The 15,387-nt window shown below is 70.5% G+C and carries 16 protein-coding genes; 6 read left to right on the top strand and 10 right to left on the bottom strand.

Annotated features, from left to right (window positions below; all coding sequences use genetic code 11):
• The first annotated feature begins 7 nt into the window (after window positions 1-7).
• Window positions 8-532: a hypothetical protein gene (locus BFN01_RS01130; protein ID WP_071640650.1), complete on the top strand. Its 525-nt coding sequence runs from the start codon at window positions 8-10 to the stop codon at window positions 530-532.
• 34 nt (window positions 533-566) lie between these two features.
• Here BFN01_RS01130 and pth read toward each other — a convergent pair whose 3' ends face one another.
• Together pth and BFN01_RS01120 are read right to left on the bottom strand one after the other, a co-directional pair.
• Window positions 567-1,145: an aminoacyl-tRNA hydrolase gene (gene pth / locus BFN01_RS01125; protein WP_071640648.1), complete on the bottom strand. Its 579-nt coding sequence runs from the start codon at window positions 1,143-1,145 to the stop codon at window positions 567-569.
• Between the two features lie 74 nt (window positions 1,146-1,219).
• Entirely contained in the window at window positions 1,220-1,816 is a 597-nt protein-coding gene (locus tag BFN01_RS01120) for a 50S ribosomal protein L25/general stress protein Ctc (RefSeq protein ID WP_071640646.1), read from the bottom strand.
• Between the two features lie 209 nt (window positions 1,817-2,025).
• On the opposite strand from BFN01_RS01120, the gene BFN01_RS15695 reads away from it, so the two are divergent.
• On the top strand, window positions 2,026-2,151 hold the full coding sequence (locus tag BFN01_RS15695) for a hypothetical protein (protein ID WP_256220989.1): 126 nt from the start codon (window positions 2,026-2,028) through the stop codon (window positions 2,149-2,151).
• 12 nt (window positions 2,152-2,163) lie between these two features.
• Here BFN01_RS15695 and BFN01_RS01115 read toward each other — a convergent pair whose 3' ends face one another.
• The 8 genes from BFN01_RS01115 to BFN01_RS01080 all read right to left on the bottom strand — a co-directional run bounded on the left by BFN01_RS01115 (window position 2,164) and on the right by BFN01_RS01080 (window position 11,153).
• Complete coding sequence (locus tag BFN01_RS01115) at window positions 2,164-3,552, bottom strand: GntP family permease (RefSeq protein ID WP_071640748.1); 1,389 nt, start codon at window positions 3,550-3,552, stop codon at window positions 2,164-2,166.
• A gap of 97 nt (window positions 3,553-3,649) precedes the next feature.
• A complete protein-coding gene (locus BFN01_RS01110) occupies window positions 3,650-5,089 on the bottom strand; it encodes a gluconokinase (RefSeq protein ID WP_177243772.1) in 1,440 nt (479 codons plus the stop codon).
• Window positions 5,090-5,106: 17 nt separating this feature from the next.
• A complete protein-coding gene (locus BFN01_RS01105) occupies window positions 5,107-6,153 on the bottom strand; it encodes a zinc-binding dehydrogenase (RefSeq protein ID WP_071640642.1) in 1,047 nt (348 codons plus the stop codon).
• Between the two features lie 46 nt (window positions 6,154-6,199).
• The gene (locus BFN01_RS01100) at window positions 6,200-6,931 is read right to left on the bottom strand and encodes a fumarylacetoacetate hydrolase family protein (protein WP_071640640.1); all 732 of its coding nucleotides are present in this window, start codon (window positions 6,929-6,931) and stop codon (window positions 6,200-6,202) included.
• On the bottom strand, window positions 6,931-7,710 hold the full coding sequence (locus BFN01_RS01095) for an SDR family oxidoreductase (protein WP_071640638.1): 780 nt from the start codon (window positions 7,708-7,710) through the stop codon (window positions 6,931-6,933). The genes BFN01_RS01100 and BFN01_RS01095 overlap by 1 nt, the downstream gene beginning before the upstream one ends.
• A complete protein-coding gene (locus tag BFN01_RS01090) occupies window positions 7,707-9,125 on the bottom strand; it encodes an MFS transporter (RefSeq protein ID WP_071640746.1) in 1,419 nt (472 codons plus the stop codon). Before BFN01_RS01090 ends, BFN01_RS01095 begins: the two co-directional genes overlap by 4 nt.
• A gap of 140 nt (window positions 9,126-9,265) precedes the next feature.
• Window positions 9,266-10,057 carry an IclR family transcriptional regulator gene (locus tag BFN01_RS01085; protein WP_071640636.1) on the bottom strand — a complete coding sequence of 264 codons (792 nt, stop codon included), beginning with the start codon at window positions 10,055-10,057 and terminating at the stop codon, window positions 9,266-9,268.
• 37 nt (window positions 10,058-10,094) lie between these two features.
• A complete protein-coding gene (locus BFN01_RS01080) occupies window positions 10,095-11,153 on the bottom strand; it encodes a D-2-hydroxyacid dehydrogenase (protein WP_071640744.1) in 1,059 nt (352 codons plus the stop codon).
• Window positions 11,154-11,245: 92 nt separating this feature from the next.
• Between BFN01_RS01080 and BFN01_RS01075 the strand changes: the two genes are divergently transcribed.
• From BFN01_RS01075 to BFN01_RS01060, 4 genes are all read left to right on the top strand, one after another.
• Window positions 11,246-12,151 carry an NAD(P)-dependent oxidoreductase gene (locus tag BFN01_RS01075; RefSeq protein WP_071640634.1) on the top strand — a complete coding sequence of 302 codons (906 nt, stop codon included), beginning with the start codon at window positions 11,246-11,248 and terminating at the stop codon, window positions 12,149-12,151.
• A 54-nt stretch (window positions 12,152-12,205) separates the two neighbouring features.
• Complete coding sequence (gene gndA, locus BFN01_RS01070; RefSeq protein WP_071640632.1) at window positions 12,206-13,654, top strand: NADP-dependent phosphogluconate dehydrogenase; 1,449 nt, start codon at window positions 12,206-12,208, stop codon at window positions 13,652-13,654.
• 131 nt (window positions 13,655-13,785) lie between these two features.
• The gene (locus BFN01_RS01065; RefSeq protein WP_071640630.1) at window positions 13,786-14,514 is read left to right on the top strand and encodes a response regulator transcription factor; all 729 of its coding nucleotides are present in this window, start codon (window positions 13,786-13,788) and stop codon (window positions 14,512-14,514) included.
• 3 nt (window positions 14,515-14,517) lie between these two features.
• Window positions 14,518-15,387, top strand: an 870-nt coding sequence (locus tag BFN01_RS01060) for a histidine kinase dimerization/phospho-acceptor domain-containing protein (RefSeq protein WP_256220988.1), incomplete at its 3' end; no start/stop codon positions are given.

Below are 15,387 nucleotides of genomic sequence, written 5' to 3'. Positions count from 1 at the left end.
GAGCGAGATGACCGATCCCTTCGTGCCGCCCGGGCTGCCTGCGCCGAGCTCTCCTGCTGCCCAGCCGCCGCCGCCCGGAGCGTACCGCGTGCCGGTGGGCGGATATCAGGCGCCCATCGGTGCCTATTCGGCACCTCCCGCCCCCGCGCCCTCTCGCGCGACGGGCGCCGTGTCGCTCGCGGCCGCTCTGGTCGCCGCGCTCGTCACGCCCGTCGTGGCCGGAGTGCTCGCTCTGCAGATCGGGCTCGCCGTGTCGGTGGACGATCTCATCGACCGCAACGGTGACTTCCGGATCGCCGCCCTCTCCCCCGCGCGCATCGAGACGCTGTGGGCGGAGATCATGTTCTGGCTGGGCACCGCGCTCGGGCTGTTCGGCGTGATCGGCGGGATCGTCGCCGTCGCTGGTCGCCGCGGCCGAGGGATGGGCATCGCCGCGATCGTCGTCGCCGCACTGGGCCCGGGGATCTTCTTCCTCGCCGTGGCGCTCATGTACGGCATCGGCAACGGCATCGCCTTCGACCCACTGGTCTGATCGGCGCCCGCTGGTCTGACTGAGGACCAGGCGTTCAGCGCGAGTGGTGGCGCTGCTGCGCCGCCAGCAGCCCTTCGTCGACGAGCTGCTCCACGGCATCCGCGGCGTCCGAGATGAAGATCGGCAGTGTCTTCTGCTCGACCGACCCGAACGGCGCGAGCACCCAGTCGGCCGGATCCTGCCGCCCTGGCGGCCGCCCGATGCCGGCCCGCACCCGCAGGAAGTCGGGAGTGGTGAGCGTTCGCGCGATGTCGCGGACGCCGTTGTGCCCGCCGTGCCCTCCGCCGATCTTCATGCGGATGCTGTCGAACGGGATGTCGAGCTCGTCGTGCACGACGACGACGTTCTCGGGCGCCACCGAGTAGAACCTCGCCAGCGCCGCCACCGGAGTGCCGGACGTGTTCATGAACGAGTTGGGCTTGGCCAGCACGATGCGATCACCGCCAGGACGCACCCGGGTCTCGGCCACACGCGCACCGGCCTTGTGCTCTCGGAACCGCTCGCCGCGACGCTCGGCGAGCTCGTCGACGACCATCTGCCCGATGTTGTGCCGTGTCGCCGCGTAGCGCGGACCAGGGTTGCCGAGACCGACGATCAGCCAGGTGGTGGTCATTCGCATCCTCTCGTGCGGATATGACGGAGGGGACGCGATCAACTCGCGCCCCCTCCGACTGGATCGTCAGCGGATCACTCCGCGGCGGCCTCCTCGGCCGGAGCCTCGGCGGCGGTGTCGTCCTCGGCCGGAGCGGCCGGGACGGAGATCGCGACCACGAGGGTCTCGGGGTCGGCCACGAGCGTGACACCCTTGGGGAGCTTCACGTCGGCGGCGGTGATGTGCGCGCCCTCCTCGAGGCCCTCGACCGAGACCTCGACGTTCTCGGGGATGTGCGTGGCCTCGGCCTCGACGGCGAGGGTCGCGGCGTCGAGCGCCACGATGGTGCCCGCGAACGACTCGCCCGTGACGACGACGGGGAGGTCGATGGCGACCTTCTCGCCCTTCTTCACCACGAGCAGGTCGATGTGCTCGATGATCTGCTGCACCGGGTCACGCTGCACGTCCTTGACGAGGGCGAGCTGCGAGGTGCCGTCGACCTCGAGGTCGAGAAGCGCGTTGGCGCGGCGGATGATGAGCGACACCTGGTGGCCGGGCAGCGCGACGTGCACGGGGTCGGTGCCGTGGCCGTAGATCACGGCGGGGATCTTCCCGGCAGCGCGCAGACGGCGGGCGAAGCCCTTGCCGAAGCTCGTGCGGGTCTCGGCGACGACCTTGTTCTCGTCAGACATGTTGTTCTCCTTCGGGCGCGGGACGGTGCCTCGCGGTGGTCATGGTCTCGGAAGCCTCGGTGCGGACACGAGGAGACGAGACGCTGAGCGGCTGAAGGATTCAGCCGGCCACCGGGCTCACGTCACCGCGTCGATAACGGATGCGCGCATGCGCGCTCCCTCGCCGAGGAACTCCTCCATCGTACCCGAAAGCTCGATAGGCTGTGGGCATGCTCGATGCCGCCTTCCTCTCGCACGTCATCCTCTGGGTCATCGGCGCGATCGCCGTCTGCGGTGTCGTGTCGTCGTTCGCCGCGATGTTCTCGATGGGACGCACGGGCTACCGCGAGGACTGACCCGGGCGCCGCTCAGAACAGCGACGCGAGCAGGTACACCACCAGCACGATCGCGAAGGCGAGAACCGACTGGATGGTCTGCTGCACCGTCCACGTCTTCAGCGTGGTCTTGACGTCCATCCCCATCAGGCGTCCCACCAGCCAGAACCCGGAGTCGTTCACGTGGCTGGCGAACACCGAGCCGGCCGCCGTGGCGAGGGTGATGGCGACCACCTCGAGGGGGTTGAAGTCGCCACCGAGCACGGCGGGAGCGATGAGGCCCGCCGCGGTGACCAGGGCGACGGTTGCCGAGCCCTGCGCGACGCGCAGCACGACGGCGATGATGTACGCCGCGACGATCACGGGCAGACCCACGCCGCTCAGCGTGTCGGAGAGCGCCTCGCCGATGCCGGACGAGCGCAGCACCCCGCCGAACATCCCGCCGGCTCCGGTGATCAGCACCACGGAGCAGATGGGCCCGAGCGACGAATCGACGATCTTCTCCAGGGCGGTGCCGTGTTCGCCGCGTCGCCAGCCGAGCGCCACGAGCGCGACGAGCACGGTGATGGTCAGCGCGACCGGCGACTGACCGATGAAGATCAGCGACTGCGCCCAGAGCTCGGAGGAGTCGATCACGCCCGCGCTGCCCAGCGTGGTGAGCCCCGTGTTGAGGAAGATGAGAAGCATCGGCAGCAGCAGCAGCATGATGATCGTCGACACCTTCGGCGGGTTCGACGGCTGATCCCTGTCCTCACTGCCGAACAGCGACGGCACCGGCAGGATCCAGCGACTGCCGACGAACTTCCCCCACAGGTAGCCCGAGAGGTACCAGACCGGAAGCGCCACGACGAGGCCGACCAGCAGCACCAGTCCGATGTTCGCCTCGTAGGCCGCCGATGCGGTGACCGGGCCCGGGTGCGGAGGCAGGAAGACGTGCATCACCGAGAAGGCGGCGGCGGCGGGGAAGCCGTAGAGCAGCACGTTGTTTCCCGATACGCGTCGCGCCACGGCGAAGATGATCGGCAGCATCATGATCAGACCGGCATCGAAGAACATCGGGAACCCGAGGATCAGCGACGCCACACCGAGGGCGAACGGCGCGCGCCTCTCGCCGAAGACCTGCACGAACCTGTCGGCGAGCGCATGCGCGCCCCCGGAGTGCTCGATCAGCCTGCCGAGCATGGCTCCGAGTCCGACGAGCAGCGCCACACTCGCGAGGGTGCTGCCGAAGCCGCCGAGCGCGACCGGCACCACCTGATCGATCGGGATGCCCGCCACGATGGCGGTGAGCAGCGAGACGATCACGAGAGTGAGGAACGCGTGCAGCTTGAAGCCGATGATCAGCACGAGGATCAGGGCGATCGCGCCGCCGGCGATGAGCAGCAGCGGTCCTGCGGTGAGGGTCTGGGTCCAGTCGTCCATGTGAGATCTTCCCTGGTGCTCGTCGGCCACGGTGTGCGACCGATCCGTGGGCACACGCTAACAGACGGCGTTCAGGTTCGGGCGCTCCTCGGCGCGGTCAGATTCCGCCCGGCACGAGGGCGAGGTCTTCGGCGGGCCTCGTGCGGTCGTAGGCGCGGAGATAGCGCTCGCGCTGCACGTCGAGCAGGGCGGTGCGAGACAGGTCCGGCAGGATGACCCGAGGCTCCGACGCCCGCAGCGCGGGGTGGTCGGGATCCGCACCCGCGTGCTCGAGGGCCAGCCGCGTCGCGCCGACGAGGCTGGTGTGCTGCAGATCGGACACCTCCAGGGGCATCCCGAACACGTCCGCGGCGAGCTGCGACCAGTACGGCGACGAGAGCACCCCGCCCGAGAGCACCACGCGCCGCGGTGCACCGTTCAGGGCGACCAGCTCGGTGAGGCAGTGCTGCAGCGAGTAGAGGATGCCGTGCAGCACGGACTGGTACAGGTCGGCGGCGGAGTGCTGCGGCTCGACGTCGATGAATCCGCCGCGTCGGCGGTCATCCCAGCCCGGACTGCGCTCGCCGAACAGGAACGGGAGGAACACCGGCAGATCCGTCCGGGCGGGATCCAGCAGCGACTCCAGCCTCGCATAGTCGAGGTCGGGGAAGAGGCGCCGCCTGGCCCAGTCCACGCAGTTGCCGCATCCGCTGGTGGCGGCGCCGCTGAGCCATCCCGCCGGTGAGCGGTAGGTCCAGACCCCGGTGTCGGGACGGATCACGGGCCGGTCGGTCGTCATGCGCAGCGCGCCGCTCGTGCCCATCGAGAAGGTCATGTCGCCGATCGAGGAGGCCCGGTCCCCGATCTGGTTGAGCCCTCCGTCCGGGCCCGGCACCAGCACGGGCGTGCCGACGGGCTGACCGAGCAGCGCGGCCCCCTCGGGCTGCAGCGGCGCCCACGCACTGTGCGGCCGCAGCTCCGGCAGCCCGACGGCGGCGATGCCGAGATGCTGCAGCACGTCGGCATCCCACTCCCCCGTGTCGATCGACAGCATCCCGGTACCTGACGCCGTCGACAGACTCGTCCAGATGCGGCCGGTCAGGCGGGCGAAGATCAGCCCACCCTGGTCGAGCATGAGCAGCCCGCGCGGGTCGAGTCCGTCGCGAACCAGCTTCGCGAGTTTGAAGGCGGGATAGCTGGCGTTCACCAGGCATCCGGTGCGCCGGCGGAACCACGAGGTGAACTCCGGGTCGGCGCGATGACGCGCGGCTTCGCCGTGGGCCCCCGTGTACGGCCACTCGTAGACCGGGGTGACGGCGCTGAGGTCCTGGTGGCGCAGGGTCATGCCGTGCCACGTGCTCGACAGGGCGATGACGTCGACGCGGCGCCCGGCGGCGGCTTCGCGGCCGAGCGCCAACAGCTCGGCGGTGACGGCATCCGCGTCGCGCGCCGGGCCCTCATCGCTGAAGCGACGGGAGCGCACATCCACGGCGCCGGTGCGCGTGTCGAGGATCAGGCACTTCGCGGAGGTGGTGCTGGCCTCGAGCGCGAGGATCACGGGCTCCGCCGCCGTCATCAGCGGTCGGCCCCGAAGGCGAGGAGCACCTTGCACGAACGCGACGCATCGGCCGCGATCTCGAATGCGTCGACGGCGTCATCGGTGCGCTGCACGGCACGGACATGGCTGATCACGCCGGTGACGTCGATCGCTCCGGATGCCAGTGCGTCGATCACCTCGCCGAACTCGTCGCCGAAGCGGAAGGAGCCGTGCAGGCTGAGCTCGCGCGTGATCGCGGTCGCCATCGGCGCGGGGACCTGACCTGCCGCCTGGAGCCCGAGGAGCACGACGTCGCCGCCGCGAGCGGCCGCGCTGACCGCGGCCTCGAGCCCGGGGACGGTGCCGCTGGATTCGATGACGACGTCGGCGTGCAGCTGCAAGATCGCGTCGGCATCCCTGGCGTCGAGGGCGTGAGCCCCGCGCCGGACGGCGATCTCCCGCGGCGCCGGGTGCAGGTCGGTGACCGTCACGTGCGCGGCACCCAGGCCCTGTGCTGCGGCTGCGGCGAGCTGGCCGATGGGGCCGGCGCCGATCACCGCGACGCTGCGGCCGGCGACGGTGCCGACGCGGTGCACGGCGTGCCACGCGACCGCCGCGGGCTCAGCCAGCGCGGCCGTGCGCAGATCGAGGGTGTCGGGCAGGTCGAAGAGCATGCGCGCGGGCAGCGCCACACGGGCCGCGAACGCGCCCTGCGTGTGCGGCAGGTGCAGCGCGGAGCCGAGATAGCTCGATGCGGGGGCCAGGTTGGGACGGTGCGACGGCCACGGTGTGCGCCCATCCCCGTGCGGGGTCAGGGGATGCACGGTGACGCGGGTTCCCTCGGCGGGTCCCGTTCCGTCGGCCGCGGCGACGGACACGACCCCCGACACCTCGTGCCCGAGGACCATCGGCTCGCGCAGCACGGATGCACCCGCGGCACCGTGCCGCCAATAGTGCAGATCCGATCCGCACACCCCGCCGTAGGCGATGTCGACGATCGCCTCGTCCCGCCTCGGCGTCGGCGTGCCGATGTCTTCGACGCGCAGGTCGCCAGCGCTGTACGCGATCACACCCGGATTCGTCATGTCCTGCTCCTCTCGGCCTGCGGCCCGATCTTCAGATACCCGTCGTTCAGATGAACGCGGTGGACAGGGTGACCCGTCCCACGGTGATGCTCAGCGCGTCGTCCGGACCCACCGGCACCTGAGAATGGGGCGCTCCGGTCATCACGACATCGCCGGGTCCCAGGGGCGTCCAGCCGGCGACGTACGCGAGACAGTCGCGGATCGCCACCGGCAGCTCGCTCGCTGTCGTGGACACGACGGTCGTCCCGGCGGTGGCCATCTCGAGCGCGATGTCGTCGAGGTCTGCGCCGGTGTCGATCCAGGGGCCGAGCGGGGTGTACCCCTCCCCCGATTTGGACTCGAAGTTGCGCGGGTCCGATTCGGCCCGGTCCGGGCTCGACAGGTCGTTCACGGCGGTGATGCCGAGCACGTACTCGTGCGCGTTCGCGGCCGTCAGCCCCTCGGTCGACCGCCCGATGACCACGGCAATCTCGCCCTCGGCGACCGCGTCGCCGGCATCCCGGCGCAGCCGCACCGCGACGCCGGAGGCGACCACGGTGCGCGGGCTCTTCAACCAGGCCTGCACGGGCGAGGGATGACCCGCCCCGTTCTGGGCGATGCCGACGAGCACCACCGGATCGCACGGGGTCGCCGTCTCGCCGCTCACGAGCGCGTCGCCGCCCGCGGGCTCGCGACCCTCGGCGAACGCCGCGAACGGGTCCTCGATGCCTCGCGTGCGGCCGCCGTCGTCGCGCACCCACCGGATGCCGTCGACCGTGCGGACCCGGCCGATGAGCATCAGACCACCGCCGTCATGCCGCCGTCGACGAACAGCGTCTGTCCGTTGACGAAATCGCTCGCCGGCGCTGAGAGGAAGACGAGTGCGCCGACGAGATCCTGCACATCGCCCCATCGACCCGCGGGCGTGCGCGAGCGCACCCATGCCGAGAACTCCTCGTCGTCGACGAGCGGGCGCGTGAGCGCGGTCTCGAAATAGCCCGGCGCGATCGCGTTGGCCTGGATGCCGTGGGGCGCGAGGTCGGCGCACAGGCCCTTGGTCAGCATGACGATCGCACCCTTCGTGGCCGAGTACGCCGCGATCGAAGGGCGGGCGAGCTGGGACTGCACGCTGCCGATCGAGATGATCTTGCCCGAGCCGCGCGCGACCATGCCCCGCGCCACCCCGCGGGAGAGGCGGAAGGCTCCGGACAGATTGGTCGCGACCAGGGCATCCCAGTCCTCATCGCTGAACTCGGCGATCGGCGCCCGGCGCTGCACGCCGGCGTTGTTGACGAGGATGTCGGGAGTGCCGACCATCCGCTCCACCTCGGCGATGCCGTCGTCGACCGCGGCGGAGTCGGTGAGGTCGAAGGCGACGCTGAGCGCCGCGACGCCGGTGCTCTCGGTGATCTCCGCGGCGGCGGTGGCGGCTTTCGCGCCATCTCGGCCGTGCACGATCACCCGCGCGCCGGCGGCGGCCAGGCCCTCGGCCAGCGCGCGGCCGATCCCCTGGCCCGACCCGCTGACCAGGGCGGTGCGCCCGGTGAGGTCGAACGCCGCGATGCCGCGCGGGATCATCGTCCGACCGCCGTGATCGACACCGTGGTGGCGTAGACGTCGTCTCCCGCCTCCGCGCGCGACACCTTGATGGCGTCGTCGATGCGGGTGAGGTCGCGCCGCAGCGTCTCGGGCGCCAGGAAGGTCGAGGCCGTGGTGATGAGGGCGAGCACGGCCATGTAGCTGGCGAGCAGGATCCAGTTCGCGTCGCTGACGGCGATCAGGTACGCACCGAGGACACCGGCCAGCCCGCCGGCCAGCACCGCCGAGATCTCGCGGGCCATGGCCACACCGAGGTAGCGGTGGCGATTGCCGAAGAGCTCCGGGAGCATCGCGCACTGCGGTCCGAGCATCGTGCAGACCGCGACGCCGATGCCGACGGCGATGACGCCGATGGCCAGCGCGTGGTCGCCCAGCGACAGCATCCACCAGGCCGGGAACGTGTAGATCAGCATGAAGACGGCGCCGAAGCGGTACACCGTCCGGCGTCCGAGACGATCGGACAGGTGTCCGGCGAACGGCACCGAGAAGACGCCGATGAGGGAGCCGATCGTGACGCCCCAGGTGAGCAGGCTCTTGTCGGCGGAGTCGCCGGCGACGGCGACGAAGAAGGCCAGGCCCAGCGTCTGGAACATGTAGGAGCCGCCGTTCTCGGCCATGCGCAGACCGATTCCGACGATCACGCCGGGCAGACCGTGCGTGAAGATGTCGCGGATCGGCCGGTCGGCGATCTGCTCGTGCTTCTCGAGCTCGACGAAGGTGGGGGTCTCGCGCAGCCGCATCCGGATGAAGAGGGCGAGCAGGATCAGGGCGAAGGATGCCAGGAACGGCACGCGCCAGCCCCAGCTGAGCAGGGCCTGGGTCGGCAGCAGGCTGATGAGGCTGAAGACGAGCGCCGCGAGAAGAGTGCCCGCCTGGATGCCGATGAACGGCAGCGCAGCGAAGAAGCCGCGACGGCGCACCGGCGCGTACTCGGCCATCAGCACCGTCGCGCCGGCCTGCTCGGCTCCTGCCCCGAAGCCCTGCAGCAGACGCATGATCACCAGCAGCACGGGAGCCCACACGCCGATCGCCTCGTAGGTGGGGAGCAGACCGATCGCGGTGGACGCGCCGCCCATCAGCACGATGGTCGCCACGAGCACCCACTTGCGGCCGAGCCTGTCGCCCAGCACGCCGAAGAACAGACCGCCGAAGGGGCGGGCCAGGAAGCCGACCCCGAATGTCGCGAATGCGGCGACGGTGGCCATTGCCGGGTCGTCCTGCGGGAAGAACAGCACATTGAAGATCAGCGCGGTCGACAGGCCGTACAGCGCGAAGTCGAAGTACTCCAGCGCACTGCCGACGCTGGACGCCAGTGTCGCGCGGCGGAGGTTCGCGGCGTATTCGGGATCGTCCGTGGGCGCGGGTCTGGTGGTGCGGGGGTCGGTCATGGCCATCTCCTTCGATCGGCTGCGCATCAACGTCACGACGACGATACCAGCCCAGTGAACGATGTTCAATCCTTTGGACTCAGGGTGGACGCACGACAATGCGCACGCGCGACAGTGCGGACCGACGGGCGAGTCCGGTCGGCGGGTCAGCGACGGGCGGCAGCGCTGAACGGGTTCGTCAGCTGACGGGCGGCCGCGCGCAGGGCCTCGCCCACCCGCTCGATCCGCTCGAAGTCCGCCTCGGGTGCGCGGATCGCCACTCCGAGGGCCAGGGCCGGGTCGGACGGCGCCCACGGCTCCAGGGGCACGGCGACGCCGACGACCCCGCGGAAGGATTCCTCCGCGTCCAGCGCCCACCCCCGCCGCCGCGCCGCGGCGAGCACCTCGAGGAGCTCGGTCATGTTGCGCGCTCCCCGCTCGGTGAGCTGCGGGAAGACGGCATCGTGGCCGAGCAGCGCGACGACCTCGTCGTCCGACATCGACATGAGCAGCGCGCGCCCCGTGGCGGAGAGCGCGGCCGGCAGACGCGAGCCCAGCGGGGTGCCCAGCCGCAGGGAGCGCGATCCCTCGTGTCTGGCGAGGTAGAGCGACTCCGCTCCGTCGAGCAGCGCGACCTGCACGAGCTCGCCGGAGAGCACCTCGGACGCCTCGCACACGGAGTAGAACTCGCGCACCTGGTTGAACTGGGCGGCGAATGCCCCGCCCAGTTCGGCGGTGCGCAGGCCCAGCCGATATCCGGCGGGCGTGCGCTGGATCATCCCCCCGGCCTCGAGGGCGAGGCAGAGGTTCGCGGTCGAGGACTTCGCCAGACCGAGCTCGCCCGCGAGCTCGGTGAGGGTGCGCGGCTCGGCCGCTGCAAGCAGCCCGAGCAGGCGGATGCTCCGCGTCACCGCGGGCGCCGGGTCCCTGCTCTCGCGGGAATCCTCTTCTCGTGCCACGCTGCCCCTCCCGGTGCTGCCGGCGCGTCGCCGGCGGTCAGTAGAACTCGACAGTATCGACCGCCGCACGCAACGGCAGACCATCCAGCAGGCGCGCCGCGTTCTCGGCGAAGCGGCGGGCGATGCGCTCCTCCTCCTTCGAACTCAGGGCCGCGGTGTGCGGGCTGACCAGCACGCGCGGGTGATTCCACAGCGCGGAGCCGCTCGGGAGAGGCTCGACCTCGAAGACGTCCATCGCCGCGTACGCCACACGGCCGTCGTCGAGCGCCTCGAGCAGCGCGCCCTCATCGACCGCGGTGCCGCGTCCGACGCTCGCGAAGATCACGCCGGGTCGCAGCGCGGCGAACACCTCGGGTCCGATCAGATGATGCGTCTGCGCGGTGCCGGGAAGCGCCACCACGATGGCATCCACCTGCCCCGCTGCCGTCACGAGATCGTCCAGCGGCACCAGCCTGTCGACGCCGTCCACGGGCTCTCCCGAGCGGGTCGTTCCCCAGACCGTCGCGCCGAGGGCTTTGAAGCGCCGCGCGCACTCCGCCCCGATGCCGCCGAGGCCGACGACCAGCACGGTCATCTCGTCGACCTGCCGCATCTCCCACCGCTCGCTCCAGCGCTTCCCCGCCTGGTCGGCCTGCAGACGCGGCAGATCCTTCGCCCCGGCGAGCACACCGAGCACGGCGAACTCGGCGAGCGGGCCCGCGTGCACCCCCGCGCTGGTGGTGAACACGATCCGATCGAGAGCGGCGCTGTCGAGGCCCGCCGCCTGGATCTGGCTGCCGCCGCCCGCCGCCGTGGTCATGACCCATCTCAGGCCCGGGTTCGCGTCGACGGTCCTCGCCAGCGCGGCCGGGTCGACATCGGGGATGCCGAACAGAGCGTCGGCCGAGTCGACCATCGCCTCGAAGGCGGCCTGCTGCTGCACCGTCCGGACGTGCTCGGGGTCGCCCGACCAGTCGGCGGGGCCGCGCATCGGATGGGTGAGGGAGTGGTCGCGGATCATCTCGACTCGCGGCTCCAGGTGCTCGATGAGCTGGCACAGCGACTCGCTCAACGGCACGGCTGCCACCGCACGAAGCCTGGTCTGGGTGTCGGTCATGTTCTCTCCCTTGAACGAACGCATCCACAGCCTAGCCGGAATACAGCCATATGAACAGCGTCCATTGAGTTGGACTCTGTTATCGTGGGGTGATGAACGCATCCTCCGCGACCGTCGGCATCATCGGCCTGGGTTCGATGGGGCGTCCGATGGCCGAACGCCTGCTCGCCGAGCGCGGCGAGCTCGTCATCCACGCCCGCCGCCCGCAGCCCGAGCTCGTCGCCGCCGGTGCGACCTGGGCCGAGTCGCCGCGGGAGCTCGCGATGTGCGTCGACGTGATGGTGAGCGTGCTGCCGGATCTGCCCGAGCTGGAGCAGCTGCTGGACGGACCCGACGGACTGCTCGCCGGCGACCGAGACCTGCTGATCCTCATCGCGTCGACGTCGTCGGCACCGGCCGTGCGCGCGCTCGGCGACAGGCTGCACGCGCAGACCTCCGGCCGGGTGCGTCTGGTCGACTGCCCGGTGTCGGGCGGTGAGGACGGCGCCAGGGCCGGCACCCTCTCGATCATGCTGGGCGGCGCCGAGGCCGACACCGCCCTCGCGGCCGAGGTGCTCGCCCCGTGCGGAACCGCCGTGCACCTGGGCCCCCTCGGGGCCGGCCAGGTGGCCAAGGCGTGCAATCAGCTCGTCGTGTCGGCCACGATCCTGGCCCTCGGCGAGGCGACCGTGCTCGCGGACCGCTCGAGCATCGATCTCGACCGCATGTGGTCGCTGCTCGCCGGCGGATACGCGGGGTCGCGACTGCTCGAGGCCAGGCACTCCAAGCTCGTGACCGGCGACGACTCGGCCAGCGGCATGGCGAAGTACATGGTCAAGGACCTGCGCTTCGCGGCAGACATCGCCGCCGGCACCGGCACCGACGCGGTTCTGCTGCCCGCCCTGCGCGCCGCCTTCGACGAGATCGTCGACCGCGGCCTGGGAGATCGCGACATCTCCGTCACCCGCCGCCTGGTCGCCGAGCGGCGTCCCAGGCCGGATGACACGAACGAATTCTGACCCTTCATCCACCGATACCCTGAGATCACAACCTTCATCACCGAGGAGATCCCTGTGCCCACTGCTGCAGCCAATATCGGAGTCGTCGGACTCGCCGTCATGGGTTCGAATCTGGCCCGTAATCTCGCCAGCCGGGAGGGCAACACGGTGGCGGTGCTGAACCGCTCGCGGGCGAAGACGGATGATCTGGTGGCGTTGCACCCGGAGGCGGGTTTCGTGCCGACGTTCTCGTACGAGGAGTTCGCGGCGTCGCTGCAGAAGCCGCGCACGGCGATCATCATGGTCAAGGCGGGGCTCGGCACGGATGCGGTGATCGATGAGCTCGTGCGGGTGTTCGAGCCGGGCGACATCATCGTCGATGGCGGCAACGCGTACTTCCCCGACACCATCCGCCGGGAGAAGGCAGTGCGTGAGACGGGGATCAACTTCGTCGGCGCGGGCATCTCCGGCGGTGAGGAGGGTGCGCTGCTGGGGCCGAGCATCATGCCCGGCGGGTCGGATGAGTCCTGGGTGACGCTCGGTCCGATCCTGGAGTCGATCGCCGCGGTCGCCGAGGGCGAGCCGTGCGTCACGCACGTCGGTCACGGCGGCGCGGGTCACTTCGTGAAGATGGTGCACAACGGCATCGAGTACGCCGACATGCAGCTGATCGCCGAGGCCTACGACCTGATCCGTCGCGGCACGGGCAGATCCCCCGCCGAGATCGCCGACATCTTCGCCGAGTGGAACACCGGCGAGCTCGAGTCGTACCTGATCGAGATCACCGCCGAGGTGCTGCGCCAGATCGACCATGAGACCGGCCAGCCGCTGGTCGACGTCATCGTCGACCAGGCCGGCGCCAAGGGCACCGGGGCGTGGACCGTGCAGACCGCGCTCGCCCTCGGCGTTCCCGTCTCCGGCATAGCCGAGGCCACCTTCGCCCGCTCCCTCTCCTCCCACCCCGAGCAGCGCGCCGTCGCCGCCCACCTGCCCGGCCCCGAGGGCGAGTTCACCGTGGACGACGTGGACGCCTTCATCGAAGACGTGCGCCTGGCCCTGTACGCATCGAAGATCGTCGCGTACTCCCAGGGCTTCGACGAGATCCGCGCCGGAGCCACCGAATACGGCTGGAGCATCGACCTCGGCGCCGTGGCGAAGATCTGGCGCGCCGGATGCATCATCCGCGCCCAGTTCCTCAACCGCATCGCCGACGCGTACGCCGCCGAACCCGACCTGCCCGCCCTGCTCACCGCCCCGTACTTCGCCGAGGCGCTCTCCCGCGGACAGGCGTCATGGCGCCGCGTCGTCATCGCCGCCGCCCAGGCCGGCATCCCCGCCCCCGCGTTCTCCTCCTCCCTGTCGTACTACGACGGCATCCGCGCCGAGCGCCTGCCCGCCGCCCTCATCCAGGGCCAGCGCGACTTCTTCGGCGCACACACCTACCGCCGCATCGACAAGGAAGGCACCTTCCACACCCTCTGGTCAGGCGACCGCACCGAGATCCCCGCCGTCGACACCCACTGACCGCAACCCGGGCTCGGGACGGCGCTCGCACGCCGTCCCGAGCCCGATGCATGTCCCGCTCCCGCAACACCCACAGGTGACGCATAGGAGATGCAAGGGAATCTCGGCGAAGACGAGCGCAGAATGGTGCCATGAGCAGTGAGCATCCTGATCTGCGCCGTCCCGACGGAACCCCGCTGCGCATCCTCGCGGTCGACGACGAGCCGATGCTCACCGACCTGCTCGCCATGGCCCTGCGCATGGAGGGCTGGGAGGTGCGCACCGCGGCCTCGGGCCTGGAGGCGCTGCAGGTCGCCCGCGACTTCGAACCGGATGCCCTGGTGCTCGACGTCATGATGCCCGACCTCGACGGCATGAGCGTGCTGCGCCGGCTGAGAGAATCCGGCAATCTCGTGCCCGTCGTCTTCCTCACGGCGAAGGATGCCGTCGCCGACCGCATCGCCGGGCTCACCGCGGGTGGCGACGACTACGTCACCAAGCCGTTCAGCCTCGAAGAGGTCATCGCACGGCTGCGGGCCGTCATCCGCCGCTCCGGCCAGGGGCAGACCGACGACGAGCAGTCGATCCTCCGAGTCGCCGACCTCTCGCTCAACGAGGACAGCCACGAGGTGATCCGCGGAGACGACGAGATCGAGCTCACCGCCACGGAGTTCGAGCTGCTGCGCTTCCTGATGCGCAACGAGCGGCGCGTGCTGTCGAAGGCGCAGATCCTCGACCGGGTGTGGAGCTACGACTTCGGCGGCAAGTCGTCGGTGGTCGAGCTGTACATCTCGTATCTGCGCAAGAAGATCGACGCCGGCCGCACTCCGCTGCTGCACACCGTGCGCGGTGTCGGCTACATGATCAAGTCGCCGCAGTAGCCCATGCTCCCGCACCCGCTGAGCCTTCAGGCGCGGCTGATGGCCGCGGTGATCGGGTTCGTCTCGCTCATCCTCGTGATCGTCGCGATCATCACCAGCGCGACGCTCGGCAAGACCCTCGAGGACGATCTGCAGAGGAAGCTCGTCGCCACCTCGAAAGTCACGACGGCTCTGGTCGCCAGCCGCGCCACGGCGGCGGAGCTGCGCGGTGAGCCCCTCACCGCCGAGAACGCGGTCAGCGGCGGCATCGTGCAGACCGGCAATCTGCTGCTCGCCGTCCTGCCTCCCGACACACCCGCCTCGGGCGTGATCGTCACCCCCGAATCCCGTCGCGACCTCCCCGCCCGCGATCTGCTGACGCTCACCGCGGCACTGCAGGAGTCCGACTCCGCGACGGTCACGCTGCACGACGTCGGCTCGTTCCGGGTGATGGTCGACCGCACCGAGAACGGCGTGGTGGTCATCACGGGGCTCCCCCGTGCCGAGGTGCAGCACACCATGACGTCGCTGTTCACGGTGATAGCCCTGGCGACCCTCGGCGGGCTGATCCTGCTCGCCCTCACCACCGCGCTCACCATCAGCATGGGGCTGCGACCGCTGCGCGCGGTGGCAGCGACCGCGTCACGCGTCGCCGGGCAGCCACTCGATCGCGGCGAGGTGAGCATCACCGAGCGGGTGCCGGACTACGAGGCCGACCCGCGCACCGAGGTCGGCCGGGTGGGAGTGGCGCTGAACACCCTGCTCGACCACGTCGACTCATCGCTCTCGGCGCGTCAGCGCAACGAGGAGCGCATGCGGCGGTTCGTGGCGGATGCCAGCCACGAGCTGCGCACGCCGCTCGCGTCGATCCGCGGGTACTCCGAGCTGTCGCTG

It is taken from the genome of Microbacterium sp. AR7-10, from assembly GCF_001878835.1.
Classification (GTDB): Bacteria; Actinomycetota; Actinomycetes; order Actinomycetales; family Microbacteriaceae; genus Microbacterium; species Microbacterium commune.
This window is presented reverse-complemented; position numbering and strand designations above follow the sequence as displayed.

What these genes read in the sequence shown, in the direction of transcription:
- pth (WP_071640648.1), bottom strand. Translation starts at nt 1,145, where the DNA reads ATGACCACCACCTGGCTGATCGTCGGTCTCGGCAACCCTGGTCCGCGC.
- BFN01_RS01105 (WP_071640642.1), bottom strand. Translation starts at nt 6,153, where the DNA reads ATGACGAATCCGGGTGTGATCGCGTACAGCGCTGGCGACCTGCGCGTC.
- BFN01_RS01120 (WP_071640646.1), bottom strand. Translation starts at nt 1,816, where the DNA reads ATGTCTGACGAGAACAAGGTCGTCGCCGAGACCCGCACGAGCTTCGGC.
- BFN01_RS01095 (WP_071640638.1), bottom strand. Translation starts at nt 7,710, where the DNA reads ATGATCCCGCGCGGCATCGCGGCGTTCGACCTCACCGGGCGCACCGCC.
- BFN01_RS01115 (WP_071640748.1), bottom strand. Translation starts at nt 3,552, where the DNA reads ATGGACGACTGGACCCAGACCCTCACCGCAGGACCGCTGCTGCTCATC.
- BFN01_RS01080 (WP_071640744.1), bottom strand. Translation starts at nt 11,153, where the DNA reads ATGACCGACACCCAGACCAGGCTTCGTGCGGTGGCAGCCGTGCCGTTG.
- BFN01_RS01090 (WP_071640746.1), bottom strand. Translation starts at nt 9,125, where the DNA reads ATGGCCATGACCGACCCCCGCACCACCAGACCCGCGCCCACGGACGAT.
- BFN01_RS01075 (WP_071640634.1), top strand. Translation starts at nt 11,246, where the DNA reads ATGAACGCATCCTCCGCGACCGTCGGCATCATCGGCCTGGGTTCGATG.
- BFN01_RS15695 (WP_256220989.1), top strand. Translation starts at nt 2,026, where the DNA reads ATGCTCGATGCCGCCTTCCTCTCGCACGTCATCCTCTGGGTCATCGGC.
- BFN01_RS01100 (WP_071640640.1), bottom strand. Translation starts at nt 6,931, where the DNA reads ATGCTCATCGGCCGGGTCCGCACGGTCGACGGCATCCGGTGGGTGCGC.
- BFN01_RS01130 (WP_071640650.1), top strand. Translation starts at nt 8, where the DNA reads ATGACCGATCCCTTCGTGCCGCCCGGGCTGCCTGCGCCGAGCTCTCCT.
- BFN01_RS01065 (WP_071640630.1), top strand. Translation starts at nt 13,786, where the DNA reads ATGAGCAGTGAGCATCCTGATCTGCGCCGTCCCGACGGAACCCCGCTG.